This window comes from Azospira sp., assembly GCF_030247495.1.
Classification (GTDB): Bacteria; Pseudomonadota; Gammaproteobacteria; order Burkholderiales; family Rhodocyclaceae; genus Azospira; species Azospira oryzae.
Map to the genome: position 1 here is coordinate 1 of NZ_JAOTRW010000004.1, position 18521 is coordinate 18521.

Genomic DNA, 18521 nt, shown 5'->3' on the forward strand with positions numbered 1-18521 from the left:
ACGCGCCGATCTGGCTCGAGGTCAGCGCCACCACCTGTTCCGTGGTCAGCACGCCCACCTGGGTTGTCGTCAGGGCGGCAACCGCTGCCGTGCTCAGGCCGGAGATGTCCGTCGTCTCGATCGCCACGATGGCCGCCGTGTTCAGCGCGCCAATCTGGGCCGTCGTCAGGGCACCCAGCTGGGTCGAGGTCAGCGCCACCACCTGCTCAGTGGTCAGCACCGCCACGTCGCGGGTTTCCAGCGCCCGCACCTGGGCCGTCGTCAGCACGCCCAGCTGTTCAGTCGTCAGCACCGCAATCTGGGCGGTGTTGAGCGCCGCCACTGCCGCCGTGCTCAGGCCGGAGATGTCGGAGGTCTCGATGGCGACGATCGCAGCGGTGGACAAGGCACCGATCTGGGCCGTCGTCAGGGCGCCCAGTTGAGCCGAACTCAAAGCAGCCACCTGCTCGGTATTCAGCACCGCCACGTCACGGGTTTCCAGAGCGGCAATCTGACTCGTCTTGAGGACGCCGATCTGTTCCGTCGTCAGGGCAGCCACCTGTGCCGTCGTCAAGGAGGCAATTTGAGCTGCGGACAGGGAAGTCGTAAGTGCAGTGATATCAGTGGTTTCGATCGCCACGACCTGAGCCGTGGTCAGAGCACCGATCTGAGCCGTGGTCAGGGCGGCAATCTGGCTCGAAGTCAGGGCCACCACCTGATCCGTGGTCAGTACCGCCACGTCGCGGGTTTCCAGGGCGGCAATCTGGCTCGTCTTGAGGACGCCGATCTGTTCCGTCGTCAGGGCAGCCACCGCAGCCGTCGTCAGGGCAGCCACCGCGGCCGTATTCAGCGCCGTCAGGTCACCCGTTTCGATCGCCACTACCTGGGCCGTCGTCAGGGCCCCTACCTGGCTGGTCTTCAACGCGCCGATCTGGCTCGAGGTCAAGGCCACCACTTGTTCCGTGGTCAGCACGCCCACCTGGGTCGTCGTCAGGGCGGCAACCGCCGCCGTGCTCAGGCCGGAAATGTCCGTCGTCTCGATCACCACGATGGCCGCCGTGTTCAGCGCGCCAATCTGGGCCGTGGTCAGGGCACCCAACTGGGTCGAGGTCAGGGCCACCACCTGCTCGGTGGTCAGCACCGCCACGTCACGGGTTTCCAGGGCACGCACCTGGGCCGTCGTCAGCACGCCCAGCTGTTCAGTCGTCAGCACCGCAATCTGGGCGGTGTTGAGCGCCGCCACCGCGGCCGTGTTCAGGCCGGAGATGTCGGAGGTCTCGATGGCAACGATCGCAGCGGTGGACAAGGCACCGATCTGGGCCGTCGTCAGGGCGCCCAGTTGGCTGGAAGTCAGGGCAGTGACCTGGTCGGTGGTGAGCACCGCCACATCACGGGTTTCCAGGGCAGCAATCTGGCTCGTCTTGAGGACACCGATCTGTTCCGTCGTCAGGGCAGCCACCGCAGCCGTCGTCAGGGCAGCCACCGCGGCCGTGTTCAGCGCCGTCAGGTCACCCGTTTCGATTGCCACTACCTGGGCCGTCGTCAGGGCCCCTACCTGGCTGGTCTTCAACGCGCCGATCTGGCTCGAGGTCAGCGCCACCACCTGTTCCGTGGTCAGCACGCCCACCTGGGTTGTCGTCAGGGCGGCAACCGCTGCCGTGCTCAGGCCGGAGATGTCCGTCGTCTCGATCGCCACAATGGCCGCCGTGTTCAGCGCACCAATCTGGGCCGTGGTCAGAGCACCCAGCTGGGTCGAGGTCAGCGCCACCACCTGCTCAGTGGTCAGCACCGCCACGTCGCGGGTTTCCAGCGCACGCACCTGGGCCGTCGTCAGCACGCCCAGCTGTTCGGTCGTCAGCACCGCGATCTGGGCGGTGTTCAGCGCCGCCACTGCCGCCGTGTTCAGGCCGGAGATGTCGGTCGTCTCGATGGCAACGATCGCTGCGGTGGACAAGGCGCCAATCTGGCTGGTCTTCAACGCGCCGATCTGGCTCGAGGTCAGGGCCACCACTTGTTCCGTGGTCAGCACGCCCACCTGGGTCGTCGTCAGGGCGGCAACCGCTGCCGTGCTCAGGCCGGAGATGTCCGTCGTCTCGATCGCCACAATGGCCGCCGTGTTCAGCGCGCCAATCTGGGCCGTCGTCAGGGCACCCAGCTGGGTCGAGGTCAGCGCCACCACCTGCTCGGTGGTCAGCACCGCAATGTCACGGGTTTCCAGGGCACGCACCTGGGCCGTCGTCAGCACGCCCAGCTGTTCGGTCGTCAGCACCGCAATCTGGGCGGTGTTGAGCGCCGCCACTGCCGCTGTAGACAGGCCGGAAATGTCAGAGGTCTCGATGGAAACGATGGCCGCCGTGGATAAGGCACCGATCTGGGCCGTCGTCAGGGCGCCAAACTGGCTCGAGGTCAGGGCTGCCACCTGCTCGGTGGTCAGCACCGCCACATCACGGGTTTCCAGCGCACGCACCTGGGCCGTCGTCAGCACACCCAACTGCTCAGTCGTCAGCACGCCCACTTGGGCGGTGTTCAGTGCCGCCACTGCGGCCGTGTTCAAGCCGGAGATGTCGGAGGTCTCGATGGCGACGATGGCCGCCGTGGACAAGGCACCAATCTGGGCCGTCGTCAGGGCACCAAACTGGCTGGAAGTCAGAGCGGCAACCTGCTCTGTGGTCAGGACCGCCACGTCGCGGGTTTCCAGCGCACGCACCTGGGCCGTCGTCAGTACGCCCAGCTGTTCGGTCGTCAGGGCAGCTACCGCAGCCGTCGTCAGAGCAGCCACAACAGCCGTATTCAGCGCCGTCAGGTCACCCGTTTCGATCGCCACTACCTGGGCCGTCGTCAGAGCCCCTACTTGGCTGGTCTTCAACGCGCCGATCTGGCTCGAGGTCAGCGCCACCACTTGCTCCGTGGTCAGCACGCCCACCTGGGTCGTCGTCAGGGCGGCAACCGCTGCCGTGCTCAGGCCGGAGATGTCCGTCGTCTCGATCGCCACGATGGCCGCCGTGGACAGCGCGCCAATCTGGGCCGTCGTCAGAGCGCCCAGCTGGGTCGAGGTCAGCGCCACCACCTGCTCGGTGGTCAGCACCGCCACGTCGCGGGTTTCCAGCGCACGCACCTGGGCCGTCGTCAGCACACCCAGCTGTTCGGTCGTCAGTACGCCTACCTGGGCCGTATTCAGCGCCGCAATACCGGCTACCGACAGAGCTGAAATATCCGAAGTTTCAATGGCAACGATGGCCGCCGTAGACAAGGCCCCCACCTGAGCCGTGGTCAGAGCAGCAATCTGGGAGGACGAAAGCGACTCAACCTGGCTGGTGGTCAGCACTGCCACATCGCGGGTTTCCAGGGCAGCAATCTGCCGGGTGCTGAATACATTCAACTGCGCCGTCGTCAGCGCCGCCACCTGATCGGTACCCAAAGCCGCAACAGCGGCAACGGAAAGGGCAGAAACATCAGACGTTTCGATTGCCACCACCTGCTCGGTCGTCAGGGCGGCAATCTGGGTAGTACGCAAGGCGGCAATCTGGGCAGAACTCAGCGCGGCGATCTGATCAGTGGTGAGAACAGCCACATCGCGAGTTTCCAGCGCGGCAATCTGGCTGGTTTTGAGAACTGCAATCTGCTCGGTGGTAAGGGCAGCTACCTGAGCCGTATTCAGCGCTGCGGTCGCAGCAGTGGACAGACCGACAATATCCGTCGTTTCAATCGCAGCAATCTGGGAGGTCGTCAGGGCGCCGACCTGGGTCGTCTTCAGGGCGCCGATCTGGGCAGAGGTCAGCGCAACGATCTGGGAGGTCGTCAGGGCAGCGACCTGAGAGGTTGTTAGTGAGCCAACCTGATTCAAAACCTTGAGCACCGCGATGTCAGCCGTTTCCATCACGACCAACTGCGCCGTATTCAAGGCAGCAATCTGGGTAGAGGTAAGCGCCATTACCTGAGTTGTAGTCAGGACCGGCACTTGCACCGTAGTCAGGGCCGCTATGTCGGCCGTAGTAAGGGCAGCGATCTGCGAAGTAGAGAGGGCCGCGATCTGAGCCGTGTTCAATGCGGAAATTACACTCATTTTTTTGCCCTTTTTTTGGAAGACAGCGCTCTGACTAATAACGTAAAGACACGTAAAGCGCACGATACACCATTGCGCCGATTCATTACATGAAATCGGCGTCAAGCATAAAGTGTGCCCACAACCCCGTTCGAGACCGAAGGGAATCCTTACGTCGTTTTACGGCTGGTAGCTCTAATACTTTAGGCCAGGGAAGAAAAAAAACTGAAAGACTTTTCATCCCAAACGGGACGACGGAAAAGGTTCAGCCCATTCACTGGGTGCCAGAGGACTTATGCACCAGAAACGTCACAGGGATGTGACAAGAATTGGCAGTTCGTGCTCAGGAAGCCACCGCGAGTTCCTGGCGCCGGAACTCCGCCACCAGCAAGCCGCCCTCCAGTTTGAGAATCCGGTCAGCAGCGGCTGTTGCATTATTGCGGTGGCTGATCATGACAACCAGTCGGCCTTCTGCCTTGAGCTCCCGAACCGCCCGCAACAAACACCCTTCGCCCGCGTCATCCAGATGGGCATTGGGTTCATCCAGGACGATCAGCAGAGGATCGCCGTACATGGCCCGGGCCAAGCCGATACGCTGGCGCTGGCCGGCGGAAAGCAGATGCCCCGACTCGCCAATCTGGGTGTCATAGCCTTTCGGATGCCGCAACACCATTTCGTGAATGCCGGCCCGTTTGGCCGCCCGGACCACCTGCTCCGGATCCACTTCACCAAACCGGGCGATATTCTCGGCGATGGACCCCTCGAACAACTCGATTTCCTGCGGCAGATAGCCAATCCGGGGACCGAGAAGATGACGATCCCAAGCTTCCACATCCCGTCCATCGAGCAGAACCTCACCTTGCCGCTCCGGCCAGATACCGACCAGACAACGGGCAAAGGTGGACTTGCCGGAGCCGGAAGGCCCCACCACCACCACCACCTCCCCCGAAGAAAAGCTGGCATTCAGGTGTTTGAGAATGGGCTTGGCCCGTTGGCTGGCGGTAGCCGTTAGTCCCCGGACCAGCAGTTCAGCCCGCTCCGGTACTGCATCATCCAATGAGGAAGGACGCCCCCCTCTCTCCAGCAGTTTCTCCAACCGCAGGAAGGAAACCCGGGCAGTAATGAAATTGCGCCAAGTGTTAACCATCATGTCGATGGGCGCCAAGGTACGGGACATCAGCAGATTGGCTGCCACCATGGCCCCCGGCGTCAGCCGGCCATCGATGACCAGCAGGGATGAAATGGCAATGATCAGGGACTGCTGGCTGTAGCGCACAAGCTTCGAGATTTCCTGCAGCCGGTGCGACCATTCCTGGGCCTGGTGATTCAGCCCCAGGGCCCGTTGCTGCTTCTCCCGCCAACGGCGCCGCAGGTTCTCTACCATTCCCAGGGACTCGACCACTTCACAGTGGCGGCTCTTCGCCTGCACATAGCCCAGGGCCTGGCCGCTGGACTCCAGAGCTGCCTCCAGGGGTTCGTGGGTGTAGTAATGGGTCGCCCAGGTAACACCTGCCAGGAGCAGACAAAACACAATGGCACTAAAGCCCAGCAGGGGATGCAGGATAAACAGCACCCCGATGTAAACGATGGTCCACGGCGCATCGAAAAAGGCAAAGATGGCCGGTCCGGTCAGGAACTGGCGAATGCCGGTGAGATCACCGAAACTCTGCACATGGGTTCCGGTACGATTCAGCACCGACTCGAAAGTCGCCTGAAAAACCCCGGTGCTCAAATATTCGTCCAACCGCACGCTCAGGCGCACCAGCAGCCAGGAACGCACCCACTCGGCAAAACCCATGATGCCCAGCAGGACGAAGGCAATGATGGTGAGGGAAATCAGGGTCAGTTCGCTCTGACTGATCATGACCCGGTCGAAGACCTGCAGCATGTAAAGCGTGGGCACCACCATCAGCAGGTTCGAGACAAAACTGAACAACCCCACCACCATGAACTCACGGCGGAAGCCCCATAGAGCATTGGCCAGGACGCTGCGGGAAAAGAACTCCGGCTTTTTCATGCCCCGCTCCCTCCCGAAGCCGGGGCAGGCACCGCTTTCCCCTTGATGGACTGGGGATAGAGCACGGCCAGCACCTCATCGCGCTTGCCATAGAGCTTCACGGCCCCCTCCTGGATCACCAGCAGGGAATCCACCACCCGCAAAACGCTGGTCAGGTGGGAAATAACCACCACCGCAACACCGCGGGCCTTCAGCATTTCCAGCGCCTGGGCCAGGGCCAGGTCACCAGCCTCATCCAGGCTGGCATTGGGCTCATCCAGCACCACCAGCTTGGGATTGCCATAGATGGCCCGGGCCAGGGCCACTCGTTGGCGCTGCCCGCCGGAGAGGAAGCAGCCGTCGCTGCCGACCTGACTGTCGTAGCCCTCGGGCAGGTCGGCAATGTTCTCGTGCAACCCGACGACACGCGCCGCCGCCTCCACCTGCTCCATGTCGACGTCACCGAAGCGAGCAATGTTCTCGGCCAGGGTCCCTTCAAACAGTTCCACATCCTGAGGCAGATAGCCCAGGTGTGGCCCCAGTTCCGTCTTGTTCCATTGGTAGATGTCGACGCCGTCCAGACGCACCTTGCCCACTGCGGCAGGCCAAACCCCCATCAGTACCCGGGCCAGGGAGGTTTTGCCGGCAGCGGAAGGGCCGATGATGGCCAGAATCTCTCCGGGAGAAACCTTGAAATTCAGTCCTTTCAGGATCGGCGCCCCGCCACCGGGAGCCGCCGCCACCACGCCCTCCACCGTCAGATGCCCCTGGGGGGCCGGCAGCCTCATGCTGGCCGGCTTCGCCGGCAGGTCATGCAGGACCTTTTCCAGCCGATCAAAGGCGTCACGGGCGCCCACCACGATCTTCCACATCGAAGTCAATTGCACCAGCGGCTGGACCACCCGACCACCCAGAATGGTCGCAACAATCATGGCGCTGCCGCCACCACTCATCAGTCCTTTCAGCGTCAGCCAGCATCCGAGCCCCAGCAGCAACGAGCCCTGGCCGATCTGGACGACCTTGGCCAGGGTCATCCCTTTCCCCGCATGATCGGAAGCAATCGCCTGCAACCGCAGGAAACGGCGTTGCCGCACCATCCAGCGCTCATGCAGATGGGACAGCATGCCCATCGCCTGAATCACCTGGGCATTGCGCAGAACACCGTGGGCGTAGCCCTGGGCTTCCATCATGGCACTTCCCGCCTGCTTCAGAGGGGGATCGGTACGGCGCTCCTGAACGTAGGTCAGCACGAACTGGATCAGCGCGCCGATCACCGAAAAGTGACCCAGTACCGGGTTGATGCTGTAGATGAGCAGCAGGAACAGCAGGGAAACCGGCACATCCAGCGCCGCCATGAGGGCAGGACTGACAAGGAAGTCGCGCAACGTGCGCAAGTCCGAGAGGGAATGCACTGCGCCGCCCGGCAGGCGTCGCAAACTGGCATCGAACACCAGGTTGAACAGGCGATCCCCCAGCAGGGCTTCAAGCTTGAGACCAGCCTGGAGCATGATCTCGGCCCGGACGTAATCCAGCACCACCGTCAGCACATAAAGCCCGAGCACCAAGCCCGTCAACATCACCAGGGTGGTGAAGTTGCGGCTGTAGATGACCCGGTCGTACACCTGCATCATGTAGGCGACCGGCGCCAGGGCAAGGATATTGATGAAGCAGCTGAAAAAGAACGCCTGGCGGAAACTGCCACCCAACTGGCCAAAAATCCGCCACAGCTCTGAAGTGCGTTTGCCGGCAGCGTTCATGTCGACCTCTCTGGCAAGCACTGCACCACGGCTTCCGGCATTTCCGGCAGCAACTGCCGCCAGAACTCGGGCTCGTACTTCCACCAGGCATGCCCGCCCATCGGCGCCTGTCCACCGTTGACGGCGAAATAGAAGGAAGGCTTGAGTTCCATGGCAAAACGGGAGGCCATCACTTCATTGGGCAGGATGAAATCGGTGGATAGCCCGCCCATGATGGAGAAGAAAAGGTCTTCGCTGGAGCCGGTGCGGTCGAAGATATCCACCGCAGCGCCGAACTCCTGGAGCAGGGACAGGCATTTGCGCACCCGCCGCAGCGAGAGTCCTCCATTGCCGACATGGGCCCGGGTCCGCTTGCCCCGCGGCCCATCGAAAACCCCGGCATTGACCAGAATCTCCACACCATCGGGCCAGGGCGCCCCCACATAATCGAAAGGCTGGGCAGCCCAATAATCCAGTTCGTCCTGCAGCAAGATGGCATCGGTCTGCAGGATGAGCAGATACTCATAGCTGAGGAAACGGGTATAGAACCCGGGACTCAGCAGCAAGCGGTTGTAACCGGGAATGGAGACGAAGTTCTCGGCGGGAAAGGCCAAGTACTGCATTCCCGGGTAACGGGCCTGGTATGCCGAAAGATCCAGGCCTTCAGGACCGATAAAGAGCAATGGGTGCCGGCCGCCGAGCACGGTCAGGGAATGGTCCAGAGAGTACTGTTCCAGGGGGTCGAGGCGGTCCTTGTAGATGGGAACCAGGATGATGGTTTTACGCATGGCCGCCGCTCCGGGAATCATCACTGGTCCAGGCCCAGATAGCCGCCCTGGTAGCTGCGATCACCGCTGGCAATGGCCGCGATGAACTGCTCCACGGCAAGAAAGACCTGCTCGCAACGATTGTCGATATGGTGCTTATCCAGAGCCTCCGCAACGCGTTGAATCAGGCCGCTTTGCCCGGCTGCATCGAAACGGGCGACGGCCTGGTCATTGATGGCCCGGGGATCGATCAGATCGGCCACTTCGTAATAGAGGGGAATATCGCCGAGCAAGGCCACTTCAGGCAGATTGCGATAGAAGGAGGGCACGATGGGAATCCCACCCACCATCAGGGCGTTGTAGACCCGAATCGGCACGCCGCCCAGAACCGGAGCGATCCAGTGGGTCTTGTGGGCCGCCCACTCGCGAAAGTTGTCCAGATCCGACTTGTGCTTGTAGTCGTTGCTGGCAAACCCGACCGTGGGGAAGGTCTTGGTCACGGTGGCCAGAGCCCGGTTGCGACGCTGATAATTGCCGTAGAAGGCATGAGGCCCTAACGGTTCGTTGCTGCGGGCTTCCAGCAGCACACTGAAATGGTCGGCCACGAACTTCCGGGTCCATTGATGCACGCCGATAAAAACAGGGCCAATGACGCAGGGATTGAAGTGGGACAGCAGGAAGGCGTTTTCGGAAGTCCCCGAGATATAGAAATCGCAGTTCATCGCCAACATGGCGCTCATCTGGATCCAGTGCTGGGAATCCCAGTCCCAGATGACAAACAGAACCTCTGGGTTCCGATTGTAGAACTCCATGTAGACCGGCAGATTCCTGCCCACATCGTTGTTGGTCAGGAACAGCAGGCTGCCGGGTGGAAAATGCAGATCGGGGTCGGTGAGGAAATCCGGTGGCAGAGGGATGAACTCCCGGCCCGCCGCCAGAGGCTGGCACTTCTTCAGATGCTCGCCGAGATAAACCTTGCCCACCTTGCCAAAGAGTCCGCTGGCGGCCTTCTTCTCGATCTGGCTGCGCTTGAGCATGGCCAGGGAATCGAAATAGGCGTCCTGCAGAATTTCGTGGATGCCCTTGTTCAGGTCAGCCAGGGCATTGATCAACTCGACGGGATTCTTGGCGGAGGTCATTGGCAGCAATCGAAATGCAATAGTCAGGCAAGAGGGCCGGCTGGCGCCGGCTGCATACGGGCGGATACTGCCTTTACAGCATCAATCACCGCCGTTACCTGGGAATCATCAAGGGTCGGCCCCATGGGCAGACTGAGGACTTCACGGTGCAGAATCTCCGTGATGGGGAAAGCGCCTTCCCTGTACCCCAACCCGGCATAAGCCGGTTGCAGATGGGGAGGTACCGGATAGTGAATCGCCGTCTGCACCCCGGCTTCATGCAGCGCCACCTGCAGCGCATCCCGCTGGGGACTGCGCACCACGTACAGGTGCCGGGCTGACACATGGCCCGGGGCCTCCTGCATCAATTGCAGCCCGGCCGCCCCCAGTTCGGCATCGTAGCGTGCCGCGATCTGGCGGCGACGCTGGTTCCAGCCATCCAGCAACGGCAGCTTGGCCCGCAGGAAGGCCGCCTGAATCTCGTCCAGACGGCAATTGAAACCGGCCTCTTCATTCCGGTACTTGCTGCGGGAACCGTAATTGCGGAGCAACCGCAGTCGCTCTGCCAGTTGCGGATCGGAAGTCGTGATTGCGCCGCCATCGCCCAGGGCACCAAGGTTCTTGCCCGGGTAAAAGCTGAAACCGGCGGCATGCCCCAGGCTGCCGGCCCGTCGCCCGTGGCAGGTTGCGCCATGGGCTTGGGCGGCGTCCTCGATCACCTTCAAGCCATGACGCTCCGCCAGGTCCATCAGAGGCGCCATCTCGGCAGTCTGGCCATAAAGATGAACCGGCATGATGGCCTTGGTACGTGGCGTGATGGCCGCCGCAACGGCCTGCGGATCCATGTTGCCGGTATTGAGCAAAGGCTCGACCGGGACCAGACGGGCTCCGGCATAGGTGACGGCCAGCCAGGTGGCGATGAAGGTATTGGCGGGAACGATCACCTCGTCCCCGGCGCCAATGTCGTAGGCCCGGAGAATCAGGTGCAGGGCCTCCAGGCCATTGGCCACGCCTATGCAGTAGTCGGTCTGGCAATAGGCGGCAAATTCGGCTTCGAACGCCTCCACCTCCTGGCCCAGGACAAGCCAGCCGGAATCCAGCACCCGTGTCAGGGCTGTATGGAGTTCCGGGGCCAGGGAACGATTGAGTTCCTTGAGATCAAGAAAGGGAATCACGCCTGACGCTCCCGAACCGCGGACATGAACTGATCGTAATCCCGGATGTAATCGGCTTCGTCATACTTTGAGGAAGCCAACACCATGCACACGGCACCGGACGAAAAATTGTCCAGATACCGCCACATCATGGGGCAGACATAAAGACCGAAGTAGGACCGGTTGAGATGGAAGCGGCGCTGTTCCTGCCCGTCATCCAGCACCACGTCGAAACTGCCGGACATGGCCACGATGAACTGGTGCAGGTTGCGGTGGGCATGGGCGCCCCGGTCGGCGCCGCCAGGCACATCGTAAAGATAGTAGACGCGCTGGATGTCGAAGGGCACGTGATTCCCCCCTTCGATAAAGGTCAGGTTACCCCGGGGATCGTGAATCTTTGGCAAATCCAGGATGCGACAGTCGGCCAACGGCATGGCGATCTCCTAGACCGGAGGAAGGGAGGCGACGACATAAATCTCGCCGGCAATATCGGGATAGCGTTCGCCCATCTGCATAAAGGCCTCGATCATGGCGGGAGTCCAGTGGCTTTCGATCTGCCCGTTGGAAACCGGCTTGAGCCAGTAGCCGCCGAAAACGTCCACCCGCAATCCGGCCTGGCTGAATGCCGCCCGAAAGGACTCTGGATTAAAGACCCGGCGATGGCCGTGGTGCCGGTCCATCTCGTTGAGGGCATCCTCCTGGGGCAGCAGGCCCATGATGGTGGCGGCCTGCCGGTGCACGGAACGGGCATTGGGCACGGCGGCAAAGATCCGGCCACCGGGCTTCAGCCACTGCCGCGTCCGGGCCAGGATATCCACCGGGTCCTGCACATGCTCCAGCACATGGCCAAGGATGATGGTATCGAACCGCTGGGTCGGCTGGAATTCCTCGAACAGCGCATGTACCACGGTGGCCGCAGGGAAACGCTGGCGCAGGCTGTCGCAAAACAGGGCCGAGCCCTCGACGATGGTCATGGCCTTGCCGGTGGTGGCCAGTAGTTCAGTCATCACGCCTTCTGCCGGCCCCATTTCCAGCAGGCTGTCCCCCTGGAGATGGCGCTGCAGGATGCGGAAACAATAGCTGATGGCCGCTGGCATGACCCCTGCGGAATACAGGGATGCCTGGGATATCTGCTGCAGTTTGCTTTTTTCTTCTGTACTCACGCACTTCCCCCGGGGCGGTGGGCCGCCCTTATCTTTCAATGAATTCAAGCATCAGGCCGTTACGGAACATGACAAAACTGATGCGCCGCCCGCCAAATGCAACTGCCGCCACCGGCGCCACGGTTACCCGGGCCCGCTGGCTGCGGGCCCACTCCAGGGCGCCTTCGATATCCGCCACCAGATAGGCGAAGTGATACATCTTGATACCGGCATTAAGCCAGGGGGTCAAAGTCTCGGCCCCGGGCAGGTTCTCCAACAGTTCGATACGGGGCCCCGGACCGACGAGAAAGCAGCCCGCCACGCCCTGAACGGGATCGGCAAAATCCTCACCTTCCTGACGATAACCAAGAAAGGCAAAGAATGGGCGCTCTTTCTCCAGGGAAGCTGTGGCATAGCCCACATGGTGGAACTCGTACCCTTCGGGCAGCTCCGCCAGGGCCTGGGGCAACTCAAGCACGATACAGCCTCCGCGCGGTCAATTGGGCCAGCTTTTCCAAGCGGGGCGCCAGATCATGCCACGCGGCACGGTTCACCCGGTGCTCCACCGCATCCACACGCCGTCCATCCAGATCGAAATGCCCCGGCAAACGGGTACGCTGGGCGATGCCGCAGGAGTCATGGAAAGACACCACGGATTCGTTATCGGCCACGGTCCTGCAATACACTTCGTCCAGCCCCAGCTGCTCGAAGGCACAACGGTAGATCAGCCAGGCACTTTCCACCGCGGCCAGGGAGCCGGGCCTGAGAATCCAGCGTCCCCACTCCCCGGCATGACCGGCGGCATCGATGTCATAGAGCGAGATCACCCCTTCGGGCAGACCATCTTGCTGCCGCTCCACCACAAAATAGTAGTCACCCGGGCGCTCATAGTACTGGGCCAGCCATGCCAACTGAGCCGCCAGACTGGAGGAAGTGGCATGCAGGAAGCGGTTGAGCTGCGGATTGTTGCGCAATTCCAATACCAAGGCGGCATCCCCGTCGCCGATGGGACGCAGACGGAAAGCAGGCCCCGCCACAGTCAGGTCATGCCGCATGGAGGGCCAAAGCTCCATCCACAATCTGGCTGACGCTATTCAGCTCGGCCAGCGCTTCCTCCGAGAATTGCAGGCCCAATTCATCCTCGATGGCAAAAATGACCTCGATGTGCTTCAAGGAGTCCCATTGGGGCGTGTTCTTGCGCGAGCTGTCGGGATTCACTTCGCATTTGAGAACAGTGGCAAGAACGGCCAGCACCAAGGCTTCAATTCTCTGACGATCCATAATCGACTTATTACTCCTGGTTCAGGGTTACGCCGGCAGCCGGGGTGAAATCCCTCACCAACTGGGCCGGCATATTATGCAGTCCAGCCTCTGGATGGGTATCGCAGCCCAACAGGCGGGCCAGCCAGTCCAGTGCCGGCTGATTGCGCGGACCGTGGGCAACCCGGAATGCCAGCTCCTGGCAACCGGCAAAGATCGGCATCCGGCGCAGGGCTTCCAGGATGATGGTGTCTTCCAGCTGGCGCCCCATGGCCCGGCAGCTGACGCACAACTCTTCCACCAACAGGCGTTCGCCCTGGCGCTCTGCCACGATCACCGCGATCACGCCGCTATCCGACAAACGATCGCTCAGTTGCACGCTGGCAATGCAGGCATCCCGACGCTCCAGCCGCTCGGCCACCTCGGCCTGGTTGAAACGGCGCATGGCCAGATTGAACTGGTTGGTCTTGTTGCAAAGGTCCGCCAGCCGGGTCAGTTGAGCCACCGGGTCGATGCGATACACCAGGCTCACCTGCAGGCTGCGGAAATATTCGGCCGGATCGGTTGCATGTTCGGCCAGGGCATCCCGCTCCGCGTTGGCCTTGAGATCCTGGATGCGCTTGGCATCGTCACTCTCCACCTTCCAGCGCCATAGCCCCGGGTAATAGTGGATCGCGCGGCAGGTCAGGGTAGCGTCCGGGTGGGCATAGACGGCATGGACCGATGGCAGTTGCATGGTCACGCTGGCCAGTTCCCCCGGATTGTCATCGACGAACAGCACGGCATCGGCAGCAATGCGCAAGGCCTTGGCAATGCGCTCCACCGCAGCGGCCTTGTCGCCCCAGGAGACCTCGGTGGCCGAAAAGTCTTCCCAGCGCAGGGGATAATCCTGGCGCTGGGCAAACAGGGCCTCCACGTCGGCGCGCTCGTTGCGCGAGACCAGGGCCACGAAGACGCCCCGCTGCTGCAGGCCTTTGACGTAGTTTTGCAGGGCCTCGTGACCGGGCGTCAACTGCACGCCCTGAATGCCCTCTTCACCGAGTACGCCGGCATGCAGGGTATGGTCCAAGTCCAATGCCACCGCTTTTACCGGCGGCAGCAGGGCCCCAGGCAACCAGTGGCAGGCCAGCTCCCGGGCCAACTGGACCTGGGCGGCATTGGCCACGGGAGTCCCGGCCAGCGCCGCAGAGCGCGAATCCCTCAGGGGCACGCCGGCTTCGCTGCAGACGCTGCCGAGATCGGCGAAGTAAACGGCCGGCAAAGCATCCACCAGCGACTGCAACCGGGCCCGCTGCGGCGCCTCATCGAGCCAGGTGGCAATGATGACGGGGGCCTTGGACATGCTGCGCAAGGCATGCAGACGCCCTTCCAGCCAGGGCAACCATTCATCGAAAGCCATGCGGGCGAGAAAACGGTCGCTATCCAGCCACAACAGTTCCGCATCTGCCTCCTGCCGGTCCACGAACATCAGGGAATCGTCATAGCCGCCCAGACGGAAGTCGGCCTGCCAGCCGCAGAAGGCGAAATAGGGAGTCGTCAGGGGCACCAGAGGCTCGAAGGCATGGTTGCGCCACACATTGACGCTTGCCGACTGGCGGGAAGGCGACGGAAGTGCGAGTCCCTGCAACGCCAGGCGGCTCGGGCGGGGCGCAAACAGGACAGCCTGGGCCTCGAACAGGGACATGGCCCCTTCGATGGTCTTTTCGGTCGGCAATTTTGCAGTAGCAGTCATTTCAAACGTTCCGTCGCTCAGTTACGGCAAGCCCGATTCTATCCAACGCCCCGCCAGTCGGGCGACGGGAGTATCAGCTTTCCAGGGGGACTTTCTGCATCACCGTCAGAAGATGAGGGCCCCGCCACTCCTGAATGCGCATGCTGAAAGCACCCTTGAAGCCATAGGTAGCGGCCCAGCGATTCACATTGTCGAAATACAGAGGGAAGGTCTCCTCGGTAATGATATTGACGTGGGTCGGGTCCCGAAATGCCACCCCATTGGGATAGGCCGGGGTGAGGGAAAGGAACATGCCGCCCACCTTCAATACCCGGTAGACCTCATTCATCAGTTCGATAAAGGAATTGCGCCGGTCCGGCGCATAGACCAGGCGCGGCACATGCTCGATGAAATCGTGGGCCGTCACGTAGTCAAAGAAATTGTCCTCGAAGGGAATGGGCTCCACCACCAGATCGGCACAACGGATATTGGCTTCGAGGTTTTCCAGCACATCGATGCCGTACAGTTCGTCCGCATTGAACGGGTTTTTGGGTTGGGGGCCGCAGCCCAGATCCAGCGTCTTGCTCATTGCATGCTCCCAGCCGTTGCGGCAATCCGCAGCGGCCATTGGTCATTTCTTGGAAATATAGGGGTTGCCGGGGAAGGACGTGATGGACCAGAGCCCGGAAAACTGCCGCACATCGATATCCGGCCGTTCCTTATAGACGATGGCCAGCAGATAGTTGTATTTCTGCTGGTGCCGGGCGCACAGCGTCTCGGCAGCCTCGACCTTCTGGCGGTAATCAACGAACTCGGGATTGTCTTCCCGCGCCACAATCTCGCTGGCGCCTTCGTACCACATGTCATACAGCCCCCGGGTGGCCACCGCGGGCAAGTCCAGCCCCAGGGCAACCTTGTGCAATTCGCGGCGGGACAGGGTATAGACGTAATTGCCGGAGGCTTCGTACCCCGCCGGCCAATCCCCGACATAAGCCGGATGGTCGATCAGGGGGTCCTGGGGTTCGATCAGCACCACCGCCTTGCGCGCCACGCGCAGCATCTCGTAGAGCGCCACCATGGGACGGGGAAAATGGTGGAAGGCCTCCTTGCACAGCACGTAATCCACCGAGTCATCCTTGAAACTCAGGGCTTCGGCATTTTCGACCCGGTAATCCCGGATCAGGCCGCGCTGCTTGGACTGGCGCAACAGGTGCTCGCCAATGCTGGTGGGCAGGACCGACTTGAAACCTTCCCGGGTCATATGGAAGGCATCGGCACCGAACGGGTCACCCACCGTGATCCAGCTATTTTCCTTGGTATGGGACAGGCACTTGAAAACCGGCTCGAAAAACCGGCGGGCACGCCACCAGCCGACAATATCCATTTTCTGGAAAAGCTCGAACTCGGTGTCGTTCTGGGTATTGACCACGTCGAAATCGACATGGGAAGAATAAAGCCGCTCCACCGCCGACGGTGCCAGCCCAGTGCCTTCCAGCAAGCCTTCACGCCGCAGGAGGTCCGACAGCCGCCCTGCCAGACCATCGCCGGCACCCGCCGACGCGACCAACCGGGCAATGTCCCCCAGCGTCCGCTCACGGCGCGCCAGGCGAGCCTCCAGCGGTGCTACATGCAGCTCGGAAAACTCTCCAAGCAAAGTGCTCACAGTCTTGTCCTGCAATTGGCAACTCCCCCAGTTAAGTTTTTTTAGCGACCTACTCAGGTACCGCACAGGGCATCTTCCGCCCCCCCGAGTTGACTGCGCCGCCACATGGCAATGTAGGCAGCCTCCAAATTACGACAGAAAGCATCGGTATCGAACAGGGGCTGGGTCGCCAGATTGGCCTGCAGGCGGGCTTTCAGCGCCGCCAGCCGCGCCGGGTCCGTCGCCAGGGCCAGGGCCAGGGCTTCGTATTCCGCCAGGGATTTGGTGGCCAGTTCCGGCAGACCCACGGCATGCACCAGGCTGCCGGCAACCCGGGCCGGGAAGGCATTGCCCATGTAGGTGACGACAGGCAGGCCGGCCATCAGGGCATCGGCTGCCGTGGTGTGGGCATTGTAGGGATGGGTGTCGAGGAAAATGTCGGCCTGGCGGTAGCGGGCCAGATGGTCCTCAACCAGGGGAACGCGGCCGGCAAAGACCAGGCGGGACGGATCCACGCCCCGGGCCTGGGCCTCCTTGCGCAGATTGCCCTGGGACACTTCATTGCGCGACACCAGCCACAGCACACTACCGGGCACCTGGCGCAGCAGGTTCATCCAGATGTCGAAGACGGGCGGCGACACCTTGTAGTCGTGGCTGAAAGAACAGAACACCACGCCCTGCTCGGGCAGCCCGCATTCGCTGCGACTGGGCGTGCGCTCGGAAATCTTCACCCCCGAGTCGGTCGGCAGGTAGGCATCCGGCAGATAGACGACCTTCTCGTCGTAGAAGCACTGGTGTTCCGGGGGAATGACGAAACGGTCGGCCAGGATGTAGTCCATGTAATCCAGGCCCAGGGTGCCGGGGTAGCCCAGGTAATTGACCTGCACCGGCGCCGGCCGGTAGGCGAAGACGTCGGTACGGGAATCGGCGGTGAAACCGGCCAGATCCACCGCAATGTCGATCTCCATCTCCCGCATCAGTTCGGCGATTTTGCGGGTACCCATCTGCTTGGCATCGATGAAATGATCGAAGGCCTTTTCCATGCGCCCGCGCAGGCGGCTCTGGTCATTGATGCCCAGGGAAATGGCAACCGTCTCGAAGCGGGACTTGTCGTGGCGCTCCAGAACCCCGGCAATCAGATGACCCACCGGGTGTTCCCGCAGATCAGGGGAAACATAGGCGACCCGGATACGCTCATGCCGGTACCGTTCCCCGCGCCACAGGGGCTCGGCCTTGGGATAGTGGTGCTGGGAAAAGGTCCGGGCGCAGCGTTGATGGTCTTCCGCCGAATCGGACAGGGCCATGAAGGCCAGGGACTTGCAAGCCCGCCGCCCGGCCCGCACGCCGGCGACAATGGCTTCCCGCAGGGCAGCGAAGTCGGTCCAGTCGCAGGCATGGAGGCGCTCATAGCTGAGCAGGCCGTAGCCATAATCGTAGTTGGGATTGATCGCCAGCAAACGCTGGAACATGCCCACGGCCTCGGTACTGCGCTTGAATTCGGTGAGCAGGATGCCGCAGTTGCCCAGGGCCAGCTGATGGTTGGGATCGTAGGTCAACACCCGGTTGAAACGCTCCAGGGCTTCCTGGTGCCGCATCAATTCCCGCAGGAGGGCGCCGCTGTTGATCAGCACCTCGGTATAGTCCGGGCGCACTTCCAGGGCCTTGTCGTAGGCCTGCAAAGCCTCTTCCTTCTGCCCCAGGGCCTGCCGCACGGCCCCCAGCACGAACCACAGGGGAGCGAACTGGGGCGCCACCGCCACCCCGTGTTCCAGCAGGGGGATGGCCTGGGCTGCCTTGCCCTGCTTGAGCAGGATGACTCCCACCGAATACAGGGCCGCCGCATCGTTCGGATTGTTTTGCAGGCAGATGTTGAAAAGGGCCAGGGCTTCGTCGAGCCGACCCTGGTTTTGCAATTCAATGGCCTGGATCAGCAGGGTATTGGGGGCGTTCATGAATGAGCGGCGATTTCGGTCA

Annotated in this window: 15 protein-coding genes; all 15 read right to left on the reverse strand. The window is 62.0% G+C overall.

Translation table 11 applies throughout. The features are described from left to right. On the reverse strand, positions 1-4042 hold a 4042-nt coding region (locus OEL49_RS05870), incomplete at its 3' end, for a heme utilization protein (RefSeq protein ID WP_287874211.1). A gap of 322 nt (positions 4043-4364) precedes the next feature. Beyond that, entirely contained in the window at positions 4365-6038 is a 1674-nt protein-coding gene (locus tag OEL49_RS05875) for a type I secretion system permease/ATPase (protein WP_014236857.1), read from the reverse strand. Further along, a complete protein-coding gene (locus OEL49_RS05880; RefSeq protein WP_014236856.1) occupies positions 6035-7774 on the reverse strand; it encodes a type I secretion system permease/ATPase in 1740 nt (579 codons plus the stop codon). Before OEL49_RS05880 ends, OEL49_RS05875 begins: the two co-directional genes overlap by 4 nt. Further along, positions 7771-8541, reverse strand: a complete 771-nt coding sequence (locus tag OEL49_RS05885) for a DUF5672 family protein (RefSeq protein ID WP_014236855.1) — start codon at positions 8539-8541, stop codon at positions 7771-7773. The genes OEL49_RS05880 and OEL49_RS05885 overlap by 4 nt, the downstream gene beginning before the upstream one ends. Positions 8542-8561: 20 nt before the next feature. Next, positions 8562-9659, reverse strand: a complete 1098-nt coding sequence (locus tag OEL49_RS05890; protein WP_014236854.1) for a hypothetical protein — start codon at positions 9657-9659, stop codon at positions 8562-8564. A gap of 23 nt (positions 9660-9682) precedes the next feature. Then, positions 9683-10813 carry a DegT/DnrJ/EryC1/StrS family aminotransferase gene (locus tag OEL49_RS05895; protein ID WP_014236853.1) on the reverse strand — a complete coding sequence of 377 codons (1131 nt, stop codon included), beginning with the start codon at positions 10811-10813 and terminating at the stop codon, positions 9683-9685. Next, positions 10810-11226 (reverse strand): sugar 3,4-ketoisomerase, encoded by a 417-nt coding sequence (locus tag OEL49_RS05900; protein ID WP_014236852.1) that lies wholly within the window; start codon positions 11224-11226, stop codon positions 10810-10812. The genes OEL49_RS05895 and OEL49_RS05900 overlap by 4 nt, the downstream gene beginning before the upstream one ends. A gap of 9 nt (positions 11227-11235) precedes the next feature. Continuing rightward, entirely contained in the window at positions 11236-11889 is a 654-nt protein-coding gene (locus OEL49_RS05905) for a class I SAM-dependent methyltransferase (protein WP_014236851.1), read from the reverse strand. 94 nt (positions 11890-11983) lie between these two features. Continuing rightward, on the reverse strand, positions 11984-12412 hold the full coding sequence (locus OEL49_RS05910) for a VOC family protein (RefSeq protein WP_014236850.1): 429 nt from the start codon (positions 12410-12412) through the stop codon (positions 11984-11986). Then, entirely contained in the window at positions 12405-12989 is a 585-nt protein-coding gene (locus tag OEL49_RS05915) for a GNAT family N-acetyltransferase (protein ID WP_014236849.1), read from the reverse strand. The genes OEL49_RS05910 and OEL49_RS05915 overlap by 8 nt, the downstream gene beginning before the upstream one ends. Continuing rightward, positions 12979-13215: an acyl carrier protein gene (locus tag OEL49_RS05920; protein ID WP_043797977.1), complete on the reverse strand. Its 237-nt coding sequence runs from the start codon at positions 13213-13215 to the stop codon at positions 12979-12981. Before OEL49_RS05920 ends, OEL49_RS05915 begins: the two co-directional genes overlap by 11 nt. Before the next feature lie 10 nt (positions 13216-13225). Then, the gene (locus OEL49_RS05925; protein ID WP_014236847.1) at positions 13226-14926 is read right to left on the reverse strand and encodes an HAD-IIIC family phosphatase; all 1701 of its coding nucleotides are present in this window, start codon (positions 14924-14926) and stop codon (positions 13226-13228) included. Between the two features lie 73 nt (positions 14927-14999). Further along, on the reverse strand, positions 15000-15494 hold the full coding sequence (locus OEL49_RS05930; protein WP_014236846.1) for a methyltransferase domain-containing protein: 495 nt from the start codon (positions 15492-15494) through the stop codon (positions 15000-15002). 42 nt (positions 15495-15536) lie between these two features. Then, complete coding sequence (locus tag OEL49_RS05935; RefSeq protein ID WP_157870604.1) at positions 15537-16583, reverse strand: class I SAM-dependent methyltransferase; 1047 nt, start codon at positions 16581-16583, stop codon at positions 15537-15539. 38 nt (positions 16584-16621) lie between these two features. Next, positions 16622-18499 (reverse strand): tetratricopeptide repeat protein, encoded by a 1878-nt coding sequence (locus OEL49_RS05940; protein WP_014236844.1) that lies wholly within the window; start codon positions 18497-18499, stop codon positions 16622-16624. Positions 18500-18521: the final 22 nt, after the last annotated feature.

Coding starts and splice junctions, on each gene's coding strand:
- OEL49_RS05875 (WP_014236857.1), bottom strand. CDS start 6,038: ATGAAAAAGCCGGAGTTCTTTTCCCGCAGCGTCCTGGCCAATGCTCTA.
- OEL49_RS05880 (WP_014236856.1), bottom strand. CDS start 7,774: ATGAACGCTGCCGGCAAACGCACTTCAGAGCTGTGGCGGATTTTTGGC.
- OEL49_RS05885 (WP_014236855.1), bottom strand. CDS start 8,541: ATGCGTAAAACCATCATCCTGGTTCCCATCTACAAGGACCGCCTCGAC.
- OEL49_RS05890 (WP_014236854.1), bottom strand. CDS start 9,659: ATGACCTCCGCCAAGAATCCCGTCGAGTTGATCAATGCCCTGGCTGAC.
- OEL49_RS05900 (WP_014236852.1), bottom strand. CDS start 11,226: ATGCCGTTGGCCGACTGTCGCATCCTGGATTTGCCAAAGATTCACGAT.
- OEL49_RS05905 (WP_014236851.1), bottom strand. CDS start 11,889: ATGCCAGCGGCCATCAGCTATTGTTTCCGCATCCTGCAGCGCCATCTC.
- OEL49_RS05915 (WP_014236849.1), bottom strand. CDS start 12,989: ATGCGGCATGACCTGACTGTGGCGGGGCCTGCTTTCCGTCTGCGTCCC.
- OEL49_RS05920 (WP_043797977.1), bottom strand. CDS start 13,215: ATGGATCGTCAGAGAATTGAAGCCTTGGTGCTGGCCGTTCTTGCCACT.
- OEL49_RS05925 (WP_014236847.1), bottom strand. CDS start 14,926: ATGACTGCTACTGCAAAATTGCCGACCGAAAAGACCATCGAAGGGGCC.
- OEL49_RS05930 (WP_014236846.1), bottom strand. CDS start 15,494: ATGAGCAAGACGCTGGATCTGGGCTGCGGCCCCCAACCCAAAAACCCG.
- OEL49_RS05940 (WP_014236844.1), bottom strand. CDS start 18,499: ATGAACGCCCCCAATACCCTGCTGATCCAGGCCATTGAATTGCAAAAC.